This window comes from uncultured Virgibacillus sp. (genome assembly GCF_947495635.1).
Classification (GTDB): Bacteria; Bacillota; Bacilli; order Bacillales; family Amphibacillaceae; genus Virgibacillus; species Virgibacillus salarius.
In genome coordinates this window covers 1-15,738 of the sequence record NZ_CANMAB010000040.1, presented here as the reverse complement: position 1 = coordinate 15,738, position 15,738 = coordinate 1, and the positions used below count along the sequence as shown (strand labels likewise).

Sequence of the window (15,738 nt, the reverse complement as noted above, 5' to 3'; positions counted from 1 at the left end):
CATTATGGCCTTTCAGATTGTAATTAACTTAATTATTGCATGCATGTGGATGTTCTTAAGTGAATCTTATTCTGTTCCTAGTTTTATAGCTGGTTATATATTAGGTATACTTCTCCTACTGCTTCTAAGACGTTTCGTACCGGATACATTCTATTTACGACGCGTTATGAAAATCCTACGATTGATTATGCTGTTTATAAAAGAGCTTTTTTCATCCAATATGGATATCGTAAAATTAGTGTATACACCTAAACCAGATATAGAGCCAGGAATCTTTGAGCTACCGACCGAGCTTAAAAGCAATTGGGAGATTACCTTACTTGCAAATTTAATCTCGCTTACACCTGGCACACTTTCCGTTGCAGTTTCACGAGATAATACAAAGCTATTTATTCATGCAATGGATATTGATGATAGTGATGAATCCATTCAGTCCATTAAGAATACCTTTGAAAAAGCAATTATGGAGGTGACAAGATGACAGATCTTTTAACTACGACAGAGCAGATACTTCATGTTGTTGTCATTATATGCTTTATCGGAATTGCAATTTCATTGGCCCTTTTATTATATCGTGTGATTGCAGGTCCCACACAACCAGATCGCGCTGTTGCACTAGACACAATTGGAATAAATCTGATGGGCCTTGCAGGATTAATGGCTATATTTATTGTCACAACAAAATTAAACGATGTTATCTTGCTAATCGGGATCTTAGCATTTCTGGGGACACTTGCCATCGCAAAATATCTAGAAAAGGGTGTTATTATTGATAGAGACTTGGATTAGCATTATCTTGAATATACTTGTTATCTTATTTGTTTTAGTTGGTACGTTCTTTATCTTATCTGCTTCGATTGGAATTGTACGATTTCCCGATGTCTACACAAGACTTCATGCAGCTACAAAAGCTTCCACATTAGGAATTGCTTGTATACTTATTGGTGCTTTTCTTTATCTATACCTAGAGCATTCAATTGTAAGTGGTAAATTACTTCTAGCTATCGTATTCATTCTTTTAACAGCGCCAGTATCTGCACATATGATTGGCAGAGCAGCACACTCATATGGAGTGAAGCCGCATCTTAAAAACCGAAGAGATGCTTATCAAGATGCTATTGATAGTTACTCTAAACAACAAAATAATTAAAATAAGAAGTGACGTCCTTGCAAAGGCAGTCACTTCTTTTTGTTTAATAAATTAGTTTTTCGTTGGGCAATATAAAAGCATTAGCAAATGAGGGAGGCATCATGTTGAAAACAACTGAGTTACTTGAGTGCCTTAAAATCAAACAGGTAATTGGACACCTTCCAAACCAAATTAAGAGTATACACCATGATTCCCGAAACGTACAAAACAAATCACTATTTGTTTGTATTTCTGGATTTACTGTTGATGGGCATGATTATTATCGTGATGCATTAAAAAAAGGAGCTCGGGTTATTGTCGCTAACCGTAGCCTTACAATTGACCTAGAAAAAAACGCGCTTATCATTGTTCCTGATACAATTAAAGCCTTGGCTAAATTAGCTAATACGTTTTATCACTTTCCCTCCAATAAGTTAAATATATTTGGAGTTACTGGCACAAATGGCAAAACAACGGTAACTAGTTTAATACATGATATGCTCCGTAAATTAAATCAAAAAACTGCTGTGGCTGGTACAAATGGTATGCTTATTAATAAGCACTATTTTCAGACAGCAAATACGACTTGTGATGTTTTAACCAACCAACAATTACTTCATCGTGCATATCAGGAAGGTGTAGATCATGTTATTATGGAGGTATCATCCCAAGGCCTATCCCAAGGGAGATTATCAGGAATTAATTTTGATGTGGCTGTCTTCACAAACCTTTCTCAGGACCATCTTGATTATCACCACACCATGGAAAACTATGGTTATGCTAAGGGAATATTGTTTGCACAGTTAGGTAACGATATGACTTCACCAAAATATGCTGTACTAAATTGTGATGATCCTTGGTGGAAGACATACAATTATTTCACATCTGCAGAAGCCATTACTTACAGCATATATACCGATGCTATTTTCAGAGCAACGAATATAAATTATCATACAGATACTACCGAATTTACCCTGCAATCACCAGAAGGAAAGCATTTGATTCAGAGCAATCTGTTAGGAGAGTTTAATGTTTATAATACATTGGCAGCCTTGGCATCCCTTTATGTAAAGGGTTATTCGATAACAACATTAGTTCCTCTATTGCGTGGTATGTCCACCATAAAAGGTAGGATGGAAAGGATAAATGTGGAAGCCCCTGTAACCATCTACATTGATTATGCTCATACGCCTGATGCAATTGAAAAATGCGTTCATGCCGTCAGGTCTTCAAAGAATAGTGAACAACAATTAATTATGGTGGTTGGTACAGGAGGAGAACGTGATAAGGAAAAACGACCACTTATGGGCGAAAAAGCCTCCCAAGCTGACACCGTAATTCTAACCATTAACGATCCACGTAATGAGGATAGCAATAAGATACTTACAGATATGGAGAAAGGGATGTTACACAACAATTATTCGTTAATTCCTGATCGCAAACAGGCTATAAAGCAAGCGATTCAACTTAGTAAACCTGGAGATATCATCGTCATCGCTGGAAAAGGTCGAGAAAACTATCAAATTATTGGAGATAAGAAATATCCACACAGTGATGCTTCATTAGCTATAGAACAAGTTAAAATAACATATCCTGATTAAACATCGAGCAGGATAAAAGTACTATATTTAATTAGAATAAAGAAATTAATGCGGACAGACACTTTCCTTCTCCATGATTCATAAAAATAAGGTATAGGCATTAGCCCAGCCTTGTATGGAGGAGGTTGATATAGTTGTCCGGGATATTAAGTGCCCTTGCGCTTCTTATTAAAGAAGCTATGTTTTTTGTGTCCTACGTTAAAAATCATGCTTTTCCTCAGCCTTTACCACCAGAAGAAGAAATGAAATATATTAAGCAGATGCAGGAGGGGGATGAAACTTCAAGGAACAAACTAATTGAACATAACCTTCGATTGGTGGCACATATTGTTAAGAAATTCGAGAATACAGGTGAAGATGCAGAGGATCTAATTTCCATTGGGACAATTGGTCTTATTAAAGGAGTTGAAAGCTACTCCACTGACAAAGGAACAAAGCTTGCAACGTATGCCGCCCGTTGTATAGAAAATGAAATACTTATGCATTTACGTGCCTTGAAAAAAGTGAAAAAGGACGTCTCCCTGCATGATCCGATCGGGCAAGATAAAGAAGGTAATGAAATCAGCTTAATCGATATTTTAGAAGCTGAAAATCAAAACATTATTGAATTTATCCAGTTAAATATGGAAATCGAGAAAATGGAAGATTATTTTTCAATACTTGATAATCGTGAGCGAGAGGTAATTGTTTACCGTTATGGGTTAAATGATCAAAAAGAAATGACACAGCGTGAGATTGCTAAAAAACTAAATATATCAAGAAGTTATGTTTCTCGAATTGAAAAGCGTGCACTAATGAAGGTATTTCATGAATATTATCGAAAAGAAAGAAGAAGGTAGTTTGACACCATCATTCAAAAAGGAGCGAACCCATAGCAGGGTTTAGCGCTCCTTTTCTAGTTCTATTTTAATTTTTCGTTGTTTAGTTGCTAGCAAAATTCCAGATAACACAGTTACAAAAGCAAGCAGCATTAATATCTTCCCATCAGTAGATGGTCTCATGAACGTATTAATAATGGCACCAAGATATAAATAGCTACTTAGTATAAGCAAAGTCCCTATAAAGCGCTGAAAGTCTTTTAATTTAGATTCCAATTCCTTTACCTTTTCATTTACCACCTATATCCCCCCATTTAGTACATATAATAACATAGAATAGATGCACGTTAGAAAGGTAAATATTGGTTGTTTCATAGATTCTTTACAGTTCTTTAACTAAGCTCATAACCATTTCAGCCGCATTGGTTGCAGCTTTTTCTAAGAATTTATCAAAGGATATGGAAGATTCCTTTCCAGCAATATCCGATAACGCACGAATTATGACAAACGGGATATTATACTGATAACAAACCTGCGCAACTGCAGCTGCTTCCATCTCGGCAGCAATCATAGTTGGGAATTTATGACGTACAAAGGCAACTCGGTCTGGATCAGACATGAAGGAATCACCTGTAGCAATTATTCCTTCCTCATAACCTATATCCATTGTATGCATTACTTTTGATGCCTTTGCCACTAAGTTAGTGTCAGCATCATACATCGCCGGCATTCCTGGAACCTGTCCATATGTGTAGTCAAACGCAGTTGCATCTACATCGTGATGAACAACCTGTGTGGAGATGATAACATCGCCCACTTCTAGATTCTTGGAAAACCCACCAGCAGAACCAGTATTTATTACGAACTTTGGTGTAAATCGTTCGTGCATAATAGTCGTAGCCATTGCAGCATTAACTTTACCTATACCAGATTTCAATAGAACAACTTCTCTATCAAATAATTTACCACGGGTAAATATACAATTCGCAACTTTCAATTGTTCTTTATCAGTCATCTTAGACTGTAATAGAGCAACTTCTTCATCCATTGCTCCAATAATTCCAATTGTCATACCTTTTCCTCCATCATCTTGATTATATTAAATATCGACCTCTTGCAACACTTCAACCTTTGTCGGCTGCCAACCTTTATTATCAACCCAAGATAAATATACACGGTAAATCTCTGTATTGTCAGGGTTTGATACAGTTGCCTCTACCTTTTGATCTCCTCCATTACCAACCCAATGTGTCGTCATATTATTCTCAGCTAATCCCGTAGCCATTGCTACTGCTCTACTAATTTCAATTCTATCTTGTGAGCCATCATCATAATTTGTTGTATGTGGACCTTGTTGCTCTGTTCCAATTGGCTCCCAATTGGCTGTATAAGCCTCTACAACATTGTCACCAGAAGGCTCTAGCTGCTCTATTTGTACATCTTCATTTGCATTTTCCGAGTCTTCCTCGTTTGATGCTTCATTCTCATCATTTTCAGAAGCATTGTTTTGATCCGTATCATTTGTGGAGTCTTCTTCTTCAACTTTAGTGAAGTGATCGCCACTCTCATCATTGCCATCTTTTTCAGTGTCATTTTGCTCTGTCTCGTTACCAGACTTACTCTCTTCTTCTTTAGCAGCCTCATCGTCACCACCGAACATCCAAAAACCAATTAATACAATAAGTAAAACTGCACCAAGCACAAGCAAAAGTGAGATAGACTTTGTATTTTTTCTGCGCTTTTCAAATTTATCTACTCTTGATACTCTATCAAATTCACTCATGTTTTCAGCCCTCCCATATTTACTCTACTATGATATCATATTTATGTTATAGAATTATATGATAGAGACATTACAAAATATTAGTAGTCATAATTTCCTACCAACAGAACGACCGATTACTGATCCCCAGTCGATCATCCATTAACCTCTTATTGAAGGAATTTAAAATGAAAAAACCCCCCCTTTTCAAGTAAGTGTAACACCAACTATTTTACACTACTACATAAGGGGGGAATATTACACCATGATCTTTTTATACAACAACCATATAGATATAAAAATTAATCTACATTTACAATTTTAACTTGAATCTCTCCACCAGGTGTAGCTACAGTTACTTCAGAACCAATTTCTTGTCCAAGTAAACTTTGAGCCATTGGGGAATCATTTGAAATTTTCCCTTCAAACGGATCAGCTTCAGCGCTCCCTACTATCGTGTATGTTTCTTCTTCACCATCTGGAAGCTCTTGAAACGTTACCGATTTCCCTAGTGATACAATATTCGGATTATCATTATCGTTTTCAATGATTACTGCATTACGAATCATTTTTTCCACTTGTGCAATACGTGATTCGACAAATGCCTGATCATCCTTCGCAGCATCATACTCCGAATTCTCGGAAAGATCTCCAAAATCACGAGCAACTTTTATACGTTCAACAACTTCTTGTCGTCTATCCGTTTTTAAATAATGTAGTTCTTCTTCTAACTTTTCTTTCCCCTCTTGTGTCATATAGTAACTTTTCTCTGTAGCCATTCTAAACACTCCTTTTTATTCCTTCAGCATCTAAAGAGAATTTTCACTTTTGGAGTCTCATAATAACCCCCAGTTAATAAAAAACATTGAGCTGAGCTTATATCAATAACGGAGCCAATGTAAACGCTCCATTATACCAAAATTGTACTAATCATTACTATGGCAGACTTTGTACAAATTTTCAATACTTTTCCTAAATTTGTTTATGTTGATTTTTATAAAGTATCGTTTCTATTTTCGTAGCCATAATGTCGATTGCTACGTGATTTTGTCCGCCTTCTGGGATAATAATATCGGCATATCGCTTGGTTGGTTCAATAAATTGTAAGTGCGATGGCCTTACATTGTTAATATATTGATCGATGACAGAGTCTAGAGATCTTCCGCGTTCATTTATATCCCGCATCAATCTGCGAATAATACGTAAATCTGCATCTGTATCAACATATACTTTTATATCCATTAAGTCAACAAGACGAGGATCCTCTAATATCAGGATGCCTTCTAAAATAATAACATCTTTCGGCTTTACCTTTATTACTTCTTTCGATCGTGTATGAACCTTGTAATCGTACACTGGCTTTTCGATTTCTTTTCCATTTAATAGATCGTATATATGACTAATTAATAAATCATTATCAAATGCTAAAGGATGATCGTAGTTCGTATTTAATCGCTCCTCAAATGGCAAATGACTTTGATCTTTATAATAATAATCCTGTTCAATAACAAGAATGGTTTGATCTGAAAAACGTTGACATATGGAACGAGTAACAGAAGTTTTACCACTACCACTCCCCCCAGCAACGCCAATAACCACTGGTTTATCTTGCATAGATACGGTACCCCCTTCTAGTGTTTCTTTAAACTAATAGCAACACCGTCTCCGATAGGTACAATAGTGGTTGTAAAATTAGGATGATGCATAAGCCATTCGTTGTAATGATGAATTTTTTTGACCATATTTTTAAATCTTGCTGGAGCTAATTCTGGTTGTGCAACATACCCTCTAAACAAGACATTATCCGTAATAATTAGTCCATCCCTTGCAAGTAAAGGAACCGATTGCTCAAAAAACTTTTGATACTGCCCTTTAGCTGCATCGATAAATATTACATCAAAAAATGAATCATTTTGCAACTCATTTAGTTTATCGATGGCATCTCCTAGGATAACATCTATTGTACTAGACTTCCCTTGCTTTTCTATGTTCATAACAGCTTCCTGGTAACGCTGTTCATTTTTTTCAATTGTTATTATTTCACAATCTGGTGCTACTTCTGCCATTCTTAAAGCAGAATATCCAATTGCTGCTCCAATCTCCAATATTCTCTTCGGTTTCTTTAATTGAAGTATGTGCAGCATAAAATCCATACTTAGAGGCTCCATAATAGGTACATGATTTTGCTTTGCTTCCTTTTCTAATTGCTGAACAAATGAAGTTGTAGCAGGTAAAATGTTCAATAAGTAGTGTATTACTTGTTCGTTCATAAAATGACCTCTTTTTCAGAATGAAATCTCGATACCAAGATTACATATTTTATCATAAATTAAATGAAGGGTAAATATATCGGAAGCATCCCCCTTCTCAGCTTATGAGATAGGGGGATGAGACTTTAATCGATATACTTCTGTTTATTTTCATTATGTTCATCTAATGTTTTTGCATAATAAATATTTCCTTCTCCATCATGGAGGAAATATAAGAAATCTGATTGCTCTGGATTAAGCACTGCCTTTAAGGAGCTTTCGGCATAGCTTCCAATTGGCCCAATCGGTAAGCCCTCCGCATAGTAAGTGTTATAAGGAGACTCTACTTCTAAATCCTCATATAATACACGATCCTTATGTTTTCCTAAAGCGTACAATACGGTTGGATCTGTTTGTAGCTTCATTCCTTCCTCTATACGATTATAAAACACACCGGCAATTTTTTTCCGCTGTTTTGCAGTGCTCGCTTCTTTTTCAACAACCGAGGCAAAGGTAACAGCTTCATGAACCGAATAATCAGTTTCACTAATTTCGTTTAAATAATCGGATAACACAGCATCTGTTTTCTTCAACATTTCATTGATAACTGCTTCTACGCTTGGCTTCTCTTCATAGAAATCATATGTTGATGCAAATAAATACCCTTCTAATGGATGACGAATCTCAGTATTTAGAATTTCCTCTGACAATATAGATGGATATCTTTTGATTAACTGACTAATATAATCTTTGTCGTCTACTTTCTTCAAAAAATCTTCTTTCGAAAAACTCATTTTCTTTGCAAAGATTCCTGCCATTTGCTCAATGGTTTTTCCTTCTGGAATGGTAATTGTATGAACTGCTTCAGCCATAATCTTTCCATTTTTCAGTGATTCAATTATTTCATCTAATTCCATATCTGGCGTGAATGTGTATTTTCCAGCTTGAAAATCTGATTCATTATTAAATTTTATGTAAAAACGAAATATAAGGGCATTTTTAATAACCCCCTTTTCTTCTAATAAAGAAGCAATCTCTGAAGATGATGAACCAATTGGAATTGTTACTTTTATCTCTTCCTTGCTATCTGGATCAACTGGTTTTAGGGCTGACTTGACGTACAAAAAACCAGATAAGCCACCAATAATCAAAATTAAAAGTAATGCGATAATAATAATTGACACAATCTTACGCACTGTCTTGGCTTCTTCGCTTCGAGCAATGAGGTTGTCCCTAAAATTACCATTCTTTTTCTCTTTGGACATAGTTATCCCCCTCTCATCCGGTATATTATACTAAAATTCGATGTTATATTCCATTAATTTTATGCAAAAAACAAAAAGCTGATGCCGTATTTCGACATCAGCTTTTCATTTTTTGAGATAACCCTATGCCTCATTTTCTTGATCTGCTAGTGTATGAAGCATTTCTTCAACCATTTCCCATTCTTTATCAGATTCAATTGGAAACAGCGATAAATCGTCATCATCTTTTTCCTTTTCTTCGTAACGGAATGCATAAACTTCGACTTCCTCATCCTCTGATTGCTCTACAGGAATAACTGCGATATAGGATTGACTTGTCTCATCCACATCAAAGGTAAACAGAACTTCAAATAAATGTTCTTCTCCATTTTCATCAGGTATTATAATTCGTTCCTTTTCCTCAAGTGCCATTCTTTCACTCCTTTATTTCTGGTCTAAATAATTTTGTAGAATCATTACAGCTGCCATCTTATCAATGACTTTCTTACGTTTCTTTCTACTCATATCCGCTTCTAGTAGAACTCTTTCAGCAGCCATCGTAGTTAAACGCTCATCCCATAGCACTGTTTCAATTCCGTGGACTTTTTCTAGATGCTCTGCGTAGAGCTTAGATGCTTCTCCACGCTCTCCGATCGTACCATTCATATTCTTCGGAAGTCCAACAATAGCTTTCCCAACTTGATGTTCTACTATAATGGATTTTAATGCTTCATCGGCAGAGGTAATCTCTTCTTCGTTCCATTTGATTGTTTTTATTCCTTGTGCAGTCCAACCAAAGGCATCACTAACAGCAACACCTATTGTTTTGGATCCTACATCTAATCCCATTACTTTCATTTATTTTCCTTTTGCTGTTGTTCTAAATAGAACTTGACAAGCTCTTCAATTACTTCGTCACGTTCGATTTTACGAATTAAGTTACGTGCGTCATTGTACCTTGGAATATAAGCAGGATCACCAGAAAGCAAGTAACCTACAATCTGATTTATCGGATTATACCCTTTTTCCTTTAAAGCTGCATGCACTGTGAAAAGTATTTCCTTAATATCCTGGTCAAAAGGCTCTTCCGAAAAATTAAATTTCATCGTTTTATCAATTGAACTCATCGTGACACCTCGATCTTAGAATCATTTGGTAAAGCCATCTGCTAAACCGAATGTAAGCTTCTTCTATTATCTTAACATGATTATAGAATTAATTATATCTTTTTCACTAGATGATATTCAAATTAGTTGCTATTCATATGCTCTAAAATATATTCTTTAGCTGCATTTAAGGCTTGATCAATTTTGGATGGATCCTTACCTCCTGCTTGGGCCATGTCTGGACGACCTCCTCCGCCACCGCCACAAGCATGCGCAGCCTGTTTAATTAATTTCCCTGCATGGAATCCTTGTTCCATTAAGTCTTTTGAAACTCCTGCTGCTAATTGAACCTTTCCGTTATTCTCTATTGCTAATAGAATAATTCCAGATTCTAGTTTTTGTTTTAAGTCATCCAGCATATTTCGCAACTGATTCATATCATTTACATCGACTTTTTCACTTAATAAAGAGATACCTTCAATGTTTTGTACATTATCTAAAATTGAAGAAGCTTCTACATTTGCAAGTTTTGCACGAAGTGATTCTTTTTCCTTCTGCAACTCTTTAATATCCTGAAATAAGCCCTCTATTCTTTCTGGAAGTGCTTCCTCTTTCGATTTAACTAATTGAGCAGATTGCTGTAATAGACCTACCTTATTTGCTAAATATTGATAGGCTTCTTTACTAGTAACAGCCTCAATTCTTCTTGTTCCAGCTCCGATTCCACTTTCCGAAACGATCTTGAATAGACCAATTTCAGATGTATTCACAACGTGACAGCCACCACAAAGCTCTAAACTATAATCACCAATTCTAACTACTCGAACTACATCGCCATACTTCTCGCCGAATAAGGCCATTGCTCCCATTTTTTTAGCATCCTCAATATTTTCATTGGTAATGACTAGGGACATTGCCTCCCATATCTTTGTATTAACAATTTCTTCAATTTGTTGTAGCTCAGCTTTGGTTACAGCATTAAAATGAGAGAAATCAAATCGGAGGCGTTCATGCGTAACAAGTGATCCAGCTTGATTAACATGACTACCAAGCACATCCTTTAATGCCTGATGTAATAAATGAGTTGCTGTATGGTTTTTGACAATAAAAGAGCGAGCCGACTTTTCAACTATGGCATGAACCGCTTCTCCTATACGTAAAGAACCTTGTTGAATGCTTACACGATGAATATGCTGCCCAATTGGCGATTTTTGTACGTCTTTTACATATGCAGTAGCTTGCTCGGTAGAAATGAAACCTTTGTCAGCAATTTGCCCGCCACTTTCGGCATAGAATGGTGTTTGCTCTAGGAATACATATATGTCGTCACCTGCTTCTGCTACTTCCACCTGTTCATTACCAGCAATCATTGCCACAATGGAAGTATCTACTTCCATTTGGGTATACCCTACAAACGCACTATCGATATTAATCTCACTGAAAACAGCATCTTGTACTTGCATAGAATCAACTTTTTGTCGAGCGTTACGTGCACGCTCACGTTGTTTTTCCATTTCTCGTTGGAAACCTTCTTCATCAATCGTAAAACCTTGTGCTTCCACATATTCCTCTGTTAATTCTTTAGGGAACCCATAGGTATCATATAAGCGAAATACTTCCACTCCTGGGAATAAGGTGCTTCCTTTCTCCTTTTCGCTGTTCAAGATTGCTGTTAATATTTCTAAGCCATCGTGCAGTGTCTCATGAAACCGCTCTTCTTCCACTTTCACCATATTTTTAATAAATTCTTTTTTCTTCACTACTTCATGGTAGAAATCCTTCATAATGTCTGCTACCGTATCTACTAATTCATACATGAACGGCTTTTCAATACCAATTTCTTTGGCAAATCGAACAGCTCTTCTAATTAATCTTCTTAATACATAACCTCTTCCTTCATTCGAAGGAACAGCACCATCTCCTACCGCAAAGCTAACCGTACGAATATGATCAGCAATCACTTTAAAAGCTGTATCTCCTTCTTGACTAGCTCCATACTTTGTAGAGGCTAACTCTTCTGTCTTTTTAATAATTGGCATAAATAGGTCTGTTTCAAAGTTTGTTGGTGCGTCTTGAATGACACATACCATCCGTTCTAAGCCCATACCAGTATCTATATTCTTTTTAGGTAAAGGCGTGTACGTGTCATCTGGATTATGATTAAACTGGGAGAAGACAAGGTTCCATATTTCCAAGTATCTTTCGTTTTCTCCCCCAGGATAAAGTTCAGGATCACTTGGATCGTTTCCATAGTGTTCGCCACGATCATAAAAGATTTCTGTATTCGGTCCACTTGGGCCTTCACCAATATCCCAAAAATTCTCTTCTAAACGAATAATTCTTTCCTTTGGAATACCTATATTCTTTAACCATATATCATAGGCCTCATCATCCTCTGGATGCACTGTAACGGATAAACGTTCTTGATCAAACCCAATCCATTGATCACTCGTTAGAAATTCCCAAGCCCAATCGATAGCTTCTTTTTTAAAGTAGTCACCTATTGAAAAGTTACCGAGCATTTCAAAGAACGTATGATGTCTTGCGGTAAAACCGACATTTTCTATATCATTCGTACGAATTGATTTTTGGGCATTTACGATTCGAGGATTATCAGGGATTACCCGACCATCAAAATATTTTTTTAATGTTGCAACACCACTGTTGATCCATAGTAGCGTCGGATCATCCTTCGGAACTAGAGAAGCACTTGGCTCAACACGATGGCCTTTTTCTTTAAAGAAATCTAAAAACATTTGCCTAACTTCTGCTGATGATAATTGTTTCATCTTAAACTTCCTCCCAATCTAAAAATAGTTGAATAGAACATCAAGTCATTAATCATTGACATCACTTTTTCGTCAGGAAAGACTAACTGAGCGCAGTAAATGGATTATTTATTTCCTGAAAAGAATAAAAGCGCAAGCGCCCGATTAGAAACGTAGCGAACTGAAGCGAGTCAACGGAGATAAAGGAATCACGGTGTACATGCAAGCCGATGATAACTTAGATTAGGGCAATTCGTGAAGTCGCCTCCGCTGGAACAGCTCAACACGCCCATTTTTATCCACAGGTTCAAATTTTACAATTACCTAGACAATAAAAAAATCCCTTCTCTGCATTTGCAGGGACGAGATTTGATCGCGGTACCACCCTAATTATGAACTATTGTTCATCACTTTATCATTATAACGGTATGACACCGACGGGAATTAACCGTACTCCAGCTTAGCTTTCCATGATTCTACCTTAGGATTTCTTTCAGCCAACGGAAATCCTTCTCTTAAAAGCGATTGTCATGTACTCAAAACTTTCAACGTATTCTACATGTATAGTTGTTAGCGTAATTATAAAAAACATCGAGCGGAATGTCAACGCCGATGCATACCTATGAGACAGAATCTTTCTTTGAAATTTCCTTTAATCCCTCTAGGTGATTTTTCGGATAAAGGCAGCGCTATACCTACTATAATTGCAGTAAAAGGAAAACCTCCTGATTCTGAGAGCCATTCAATAATTGATATAGGTGCATAAATGATATAGATAAATAACATTAAATACAGATAGAACCTTCTCCAGCTTTTTTCTGACATAAAAACTTCTTACACCTTCTCTTGATGTAATACACAGATATATTGCTTATTCTATTTCCCTATAGCGAAATGATGTTGAAAATAATACATCCTATCATCAGTTTGAAAAGAATATTGATTCCATATACTTGATTGTTGATTGGTTTCCTCCGTTTTTACCATTTGTAACTCATTCGCACCGACCTCCATGATCTTCGAGTCAATAACTTTTAATTCTTGTTGATCCTTGTCTAGTGCGCGTATCTTGATTTGTATTTCTTTTGGCTCATCCATATTGTTCTTCACATAAATCACATTGTGAAACTGTTCATTCGAACAATTTCTTTTTGTAAGACAATTACTTTCTGATTTAACTAGTGAAAGTGTAATTTCTTCTGAACCATTAGCATTTTCTGTTGCATTCATTGCTTGCTCTAAAGCCATCACATATGATAGCTTTTGTCCAAAGGGCATAAACCAAATAAACAGGAATCCTAAAAACAGTGCCATCCCACCAATTAATTTCCATATCACTCTCGGATTATGAAATTGCTTAGAAACATTTTTATTCCGTAATGATAATGTTACAAATACATTAATAAGGGCAATGATTCCTAAAAACACAGCTGCTACGATTAGCCAGATCATACTTTCCATCGAGGTTTGCAAGAAAGGAATCGTATAAGTGGAAGATAGATAGACATTTCCAATTATCGATAACAAGATTAATAACAGAAAAAGGAGGATAGGATACTTCCATTTCACCTTTTCCCTTTTATTATTTTTTACGTTTATAAATGACCAAAGCACCCAAATAAACGGGACACTATATAAAATTATAACTAACAATATAAAAATCAATTTGTCACCTCTTTACTTCATTAAAACAGATCCCTACTGGATAATATTTCGTTATAATACGTAACTATACCATTTAGAATGGTTGGTCTAATGATACCTCCGTGCTCCAATCCCACACAACGTTAATAAAATCAATTTTTGGACCAGCTGATTCTTGGTACACATTCTCTTTTAAATTATCCATCATAGGACACTGCCTCTATTTCATTTGCTGCCCTTACAAATAGACGGTCTTCACTGATCTTTAATTTCGCATTTTCTAATACGCCACCGTTATCAATAATAATCTCTTTAACCTTTGCAACCACTTGACTTTCAATATCTACATCTTGGAGTAACTCTATCAGTTTTGGTCTTATCATTTCATGTTGTAAAGCTTCATTCACTACTTGGTCCAACGCTTCTAGATGTATTTCATTTGCTGACCAATCACGATAATAATTTCTACTTGCTAATTGCTCAGTTCGTTCTTGAAGATTTTCATCAAAATCTTCAAAGAAGCTAAGCAGCTCTCCTTGTAACGTCTCATACTCATACGTTTCAATGATTTTCTGTACTTCCTCATAGATTATACTAGATCCTGCCATGCTTGCTTGTTGAACCGTCGTACTAGATTTTTCTTTCGTGGCTAAAACGCCTCCCATATTTACTACTAGCAAAAACAGGATCATAATAATACTTAACATACCTAAAACGAATAAAGCTATGTTCCCTTCTTCTTGTTGGATAAACTGCTTCATTCTATCACCCTACCATGTGCACTTGCTGTATATGGAATGGAAGGTACATGATATCCGAATATTTCCTTAGGTAAAAATACCATCCGGATATTGACTTTAACCTTTGCAGTAAATTCTTTATTTCCAGAACTACTTATCGAATTTTTTTGTAAGTAACTCCCTGTCATAGCTAATATATCATTCGCGGCATCTCTGGCACTCCCAGCGTTTTTGGTAATAGAATATACTTTTACATATTCGTTTGCAGCCGATTGTGTAATAAGAACCCCATTAATTCGGTTGAAAGCTTTAAGTGATGCTAATTAAAAAGAAGTTACAAATAGCTTCGATATCCACAAAGTTACAAATGAAAGGGATAGAAAAATCACTCGATTGTTTAACAACTTATCCAAAGTCGCTATTGATTTAAAAAATGAAGAAATCATAAATAGTAATCAATTAGACTCATTTAACAAGAAACGAAAGGAAATAGATGAAGAGTTAAAGAATATTAGTGTAAAACAAGTTGAAGAATTGAAAAAATCTATTAACGAATAATACAATAAACAAACGCAGGATTAACTGAGATAAAGTTGTTATTTGAGTTAATTTCATAATATAGAGCCCTTGGGGCTCAAGACTTTAAAGACATAAAAATTAGAGCACCTCCCCAAATC

Annotated in this window: 20 protein-coding genes and 1 other annotated feature; of the genes, 6 read left to right on the top strand and 14 right to left on the bottom strand. The window is 35.9% G+C overall.

The window, feature by feature from the left end; genetic code table 11:
- The first annotated feature begins 4 nt into the window (after positions 1 to 4).
- From Q1A47_RS10515 to sigK, 5 genes are all read left to right on the top strand, one after another.
- Positions 5 to 481, top strand: coding sequence for a Na+/H+ antiporter subunit E (locus Q1A47_RS10515; RefSeq protein ID WP_026681221.1), 477 nt, complete (start codon positions 5 to 7; stop codon positions 479 to 481).
- Positions 478 to 789, top strand: a complete 312-nt coding sequence (locus Q1A47_RS10510) for a Na(+)/H(+) antiporter subunit F1 (RefSeq protein WP_026681222.1) — start codon at positions 478 to 480, stop codon at positions 787 to 789. Before Q1A47_RS10515 ends, Q1A47_RS10510 begins: the two co-directional genes overlap by 4 nt.
- Positions 770 to 1,150, top strand: coding sequence for a monovalent cation/H(+) antiporter subunit G (gene mnhG / locus Q1A47_RS10505; RefSeq protein WP_034678979.1), 381 nt, complete (start codon positions 770 to 772; stop codon positions 1,148 to 1,150). Before Q1A47_RS10510 ends, mnhG begins: the two co-directional genes overlap by 20 nt.
- 104 nt (positions 1,151 to 1,254) lie before the next feature.
- Complete coding sequence (locus Q1A47_RS10500; RefSeq protein WP_166530692.1) at positions 1,255 to 2,730, top strand: UDP-N-acetylmuramoyl-L-alanyl-D-glutamate--2,6-diaminopimelate ligase; 1,476 nt, start codon at positions 1,255 to 1,257, stop codon at positions 2,728 to 2,730.
- A gap of 134 nt (positions 2,731 to 2,864) precedes the next feature.
- The gene (gene sigK, locus Q1A47_RS10495) at positions 2,865 to 3,569 is read left to right on the top strand and encodes an RNA polymerase sporulation sigma factor SigK (protein WP_026681224.1); all 705 of its coding nucleotides are present in this window, start codon (positions 2,865 to 2,867) and stop codon (positions 3,567 to 3,569) included.
- 42 nt (positions 3,570 to 3,611) lie between these two features.
- On the opposite strand, the gene Q1A47_RS10490 is transcribed toward sigK, so the two are convergent.
- The 14 genes from Q1A47_RS10490 to Q1A47_RS10425 form a co-directional block, all read right to left on the bottom strand.
- On the bottom strand, positions 3,612 to 3,848 hold the full coding sequence (locus tag Q1A47_RS10490) for a YrhC family protein (RefSeq protein ID WP_034678980.1): 237 nt from the start codon (positions 3,846 to 3,848) through the stop codon (positions 3,612 to 3,614).
- Between the two features lie 82 nt (positions 3,849 to 3,930).
- Positions 3,931 to 4,620 carry a 5'-methylthioadenosine/S-adenosylhomocysteine nucleosidase gene (gene mtnN / locus Q1A47_RS10485; protein WP_026681225.1) on the bottom strand — a complete coding sequence of 230 codons (690 nt, stop codon included), beginning with the start codon at positions 4,618 to 4,620 and terminating at the stop codon, positions 3,931 to 3,933.
- 27 nt (positions 4,621 to 4,647) lie between these two features.
- Positions 4,648 to 5,331, bottom strand: a complete 684-nt coding sequence (locus Q1A47_RS10480; RefSeq protein ID WP_026681226.1) for a YrrS family protein — start codon at positions 5,329 to 5,331, stop codon at positions 4,648 to 4,650.
- Positions 5,332 to 5,612: 281 nt separating this feature from the next.
- Positions 5,613 to 6,089, bottom strand: coding sequence for a transcription elongation factor GreA (gene greA / locus Q1A47_RS10475; RefSeq protein ID WP_026681227.1), 477 nt, complete (start codon positions 6,087 to 6,089; stop codon positions 5,613 to 5,615).
- Positions 6,090 to 6,282: 193 nt separating this feature from the next.
- Positions 6,283 to 6,924, bottom strand: a complete 642-nt coding sequence (gene udk, locus Q1A47_RS10470; RefSeq protein ID WP_026681228.1) for a uridine kinase — start codon at positions 6,922 to 6,924, stop codon at positions 6,283 to 6,285.
- Between the two features lie 17 nt (positions 6,925 to 6,941).
- A complete protein-coding gene (locus Q1A47_RS10465) occupies positions 6,942 to 7,580 on the bottom strand; it encodes an O-methyltransferase (protein ID WP_166530693.1) in 639 nt (212 codons plus the stop codon).
- A 125-nt stretch (positions 7,581 to 7,705) separates the two neighbouring features.
- Entirely contained in the window at positions 7,706 to 8,824 is a 1,119-nt protein-coding gene (gene mltG / locus Q1A47_RS10460) for an endolytic transglycosylase MltG (protein ID WP_026681230.1), read from the bottom strand.
- A gap of 123 nt (positions 8,825 to 8,947) precedes the next feature.
- On the bottom strand, positions 8,948 to 9,235 hold the full coding sequence (locus tag Q1A47_RS10455; protein ID WP_026681231.1) for a DUF1292 domain-containing protein: 288 nt from the start codon (positions 9,233 to 9,235) through the stop codon (positions 8,948 to 8,950).
- A 12-nt stretch (positions 9,236 to 9,247) separates the two neighbouring features.
- Positions 9,248 to 9,661 carry a Holliday junction resolvase RuvX gene (gene ruvX, locus Q1A47_RS10450; RefSeq protein ID WP_026681232.1) on the bottom strand — a complete coding sequence of 138 codons (414 nt, stop codon included), beginning with the start codon at positions 9,659 to 9,661 and terminating at the stop codon, positions 9,248 to 9,250.
- A complete protein-coding gene (locus tag Q1A47_RS10445) occupies positions 9,658 to 9,930 on the bottom strand; it encodes an IreB family regulatory phosphoprotein (RefSeq protein WP_026681233.1) in 273 nt (90 codons plus the stop codon). Before Q1A47_RS10445 ends, ruvX begins: the two co-directional genes overlap by 4 nt.
- 122 nt (positions 9,931 to 10,052) lie before the next feature.
- Positions 10,053 to 12,698: an alanine--tRNA ligase gene (alaS, locus tag Q1A47_RS10440; protein ID WP_121605363.1), complete on the bottom strand. Its 2,646-nt coding sequence runs from the start codon at positions 12,696 to 12,698 to the stop codon at positions 10,053 to 10,055.
- Between the two features lie 334 nt (positions 12,699 to 13,032).
- Positions 13,033 to 13,235, bottom strand: a binding site (T-box leader).
- A 318-nt stretch (positions 13,236 to 13,553) separates the two neighbouring features.
- Positions 13,554 to 14,204: a hypothetical protein gene (locus Q1A47_RS10435; protein ID WP_162986444.1), complete on the bottom strand. Its 651-nt coding sequence runs from the start codon at positions 14,202 to 14,204 to the stop codon at positions 13,554 to 13,556.
- 314 nt (positions 14,205 to 14,518) lie between these two features.
- Complete coding sequence (locus Q1A47_RS10430) at positions 14,519 to 15,082, bottom strand: Tad domain-containing protein (protein WP_166530694.1); 564 nt, start codon at positions 15,080 to 15,082, stop codon at positions 14,519 to 14,521.
- Positions 15,079 to 15,249: a hypothetical protein gene (locus Q1A47_RS10425; RefSeq protein ID WP_299632109.1), complete on the bottom strand. Its 171-nt coding sequence runs from the start codon at positions 15,247 to 15,249 to the stop codon at positions 15,079 to 15,081. Before Q1A47_RS10425 ends, Q1A47_RS10430 begins: the two co-directional genes overlap by 4 nt.
- A gap of 205 nt (positions 15,250 to 15,454) precedes the next feature.
- On the opposite strand from Q1A47_RS10425, the gene Q1A47_RS10420 reads away from it, so the two are divergent.
- A complete protein-coding gene (locus Q1A47_RS10420) occupies positions 15,455 to 15,619 on the top strand; it encodes a hypothetical protein (RefSeq protein ID WP_299632108.1) in 165 nt (54 codons plus the stop codon).
- Positions 15,620 to 15,738: the final 119 nt, after the last annotated feature.

Coding starts and splice junctions, on each gene's coding strand:
- udk (WP_026681228.1), bottom strand. CDS start 6,924: ATGCAAGATAAACCAGTGGTTATTGGCGTTGCTGGGGGGAGTGGTAGT.
- Q1A47_RS10455 (WP_026681231.1), bottom strand. CDS start 9,235: ATGGCACTTGAGGAAAAGGAACGAATTATAATACCTGATGAAAATGGA.
- Q1A47_RS10425 (WP_299632109.1), bottom strand. CDS start 15,249: ATGACAGGGAGTTACTTACAAAAAAATTCGATAAGTAGTTCTGGAAAT.
- mltG (WP_026681230.1), bottom strand. CDS start 8,824: ATGTCCAAAGAGAAAAAGAATGGTAATTTTAGGGACAACCTCATTGCT.
- Q1A47_RS10430 (WP_166530694.1), bottom strand. CDS start 15,082: ATGAAGCAGTTTATCCAACAAGAAGAAGGGAACATAGCTTTATTCGTT.
- Q1A47_RS10445 (WP_026681233.1), bottom strand. CDS start 9,930: ATGAGTTCAATTGATAAAACGATGAAATTTAATTTTTCGGAAGAGCCT.
- Q1A47_RS10510 (WP_026681222.1), top strand. CDS start 478: ATGACAGATCTTTTAACTACGACAGAGCAGATACTTCATGTTGTTGTC.
- ruvX (WP_026681232.1), bottom strand. CDS start 9,661: ATGAAAGTAATGGGATTAGATGTAGGATCCAAAACAATAGGTGTTGCT.
- mtnN (WP_026681225.1), bottom strand. CDS start 4,620: ATGACAATTGGAATTATTGGAGCAATGGATGAAGAAGTTGCTCTATTA.
- Q1A47_RS10465 (WP_166530693.1), bottom strand. CDS start 7,580: ATGAACGAACAAGTAATACACTACTTATTGAACATTTTACCTGCTACA.
- greA (WP_026681227.1), bottom strand. CDS start 6,089: ATGGCTACAGAGAAAAGTTACTATATGACACAAGAGGGGAAAGAAAAG.
- alaS (WP_121605363.1), bottom strand. CDS start 12,698: ATGAAACAATTATCATCAGCAGAAGTTAGGCAAATGTTTTTAGATTTC.
- Q1A47_RS10480 (WP_026681226.1), bottom strand. CDS start 5,331: ATGAGTGAATTTGATAGAGTATCAAGAGTAGATAAATTTGAAAAGCGC.
- Q1A47_RS10515 (WP_026681221.1), top strand. CDS start 5: ATGGCCTTTCAGATTGTAATTAACTTAATTATTGCATGCATGTGGATG.